2 protein-coding genes are annotated in these 858 nt (G+C 67.0%); both read right to left on the bottom strand.

Going from position 1 to position 858, the window contains the following annotated elements; all coding sequences use genetic code 11:
• The coding region (locus AC1D00_RS43355) for an ATP-binding cassette domain-containing protein (protein ID WP_477014959.1) at nt 1–332 on the bottom strand (332 nt) is incomplete at its 3' end.
• The coding region (locus AC1D00_RS43350; RefSeq protein ID WP_477014958.1) for an ABC transporter ATP-binding protein at nt 329–858 on the bottom strand (530 nt) is incomplete at its 5' end. The genes AC1D00_RS43350 and AC1D00_RS43355, both read right to left, overlap by 4 nt.

The raw sequence follows: 858 nt of genomic DNA, 5'->3' as shown, positions 1-858 counted from the left end.
GTCATGCGCGGATTGAGCGAGGCAAACGGATCCTGGAACACGAGCTGCATGTTCCGCCGCATCGCGCGCAGATCGTTGCCACCGAGCTGGCGCACGTCCTGACCGTCGAACACGACCTCGCCGTCGGTCGGCTCGATCAGGCGCAGCACGCAGCGCCCCGTCGTCGACTTGCCGCAGCCGGATTCACCGACGAGACCGAGCGTCTCGCCGCGATTGACCGAGAACGACACGCCGTCGACCGCATAGACGCTGGCGACCTGGCGCGACAGCAAGCCGCCAAAAACGGGGAAATGCTTCTTCAGACCGCTGACGCGGAGCAAGGGTTCGCTCATGGCGCGGCTCCCAACTGCGTATCCCCCAAGTGACAGGCCATGCGGTGGCCGGGCGAGACCTCGCGGAGCAGCGGCTCCTTCTCGGTGCAAACGCTCATGGCATGACGGCAGCGCGGCGCGAAGCGGCAGCCGACCGGCGGATTGATCAGGATCGGCACCGAGCCGCCGATCGCCTCCAGCCGCGTCTTGTGCTCGCTGTCGAGGTCGATGCGCGGGATCGAGCGGATCAGCCCTTGCGTATAGGGGTGCCGCGGATCGCCGAAGAGCTCGTCGACGGCCGCCTCCTCCACGACCTTGCCGGCATACATCACGACGACGCGCTGCGCGGTCTCGGCGACGACGCCCATGGCATGGGTGATCAGCATCACCGCCATGCCGAAGCGTTCCTTCATGTCCTGGAGCAGGTCGAGGATCTGCGCCTGGATGGTGACGTCGAGCGCGGTGGTGGGCTCGTCGGCGATGATCAGCTTCGGCTTGCAGGCGAGCGCCATCGCGATCATCACGCGCTGGCGCATGCCGCCGGAGA

It is taken from the genome of Bradyrhizobium sp. P2_E8, from assembly GCF_056403875.1.
Note: the sequence above shows the minus strand (reverse complement) of the source record. Positions and strands in the feature narration are given on the sequence as shown.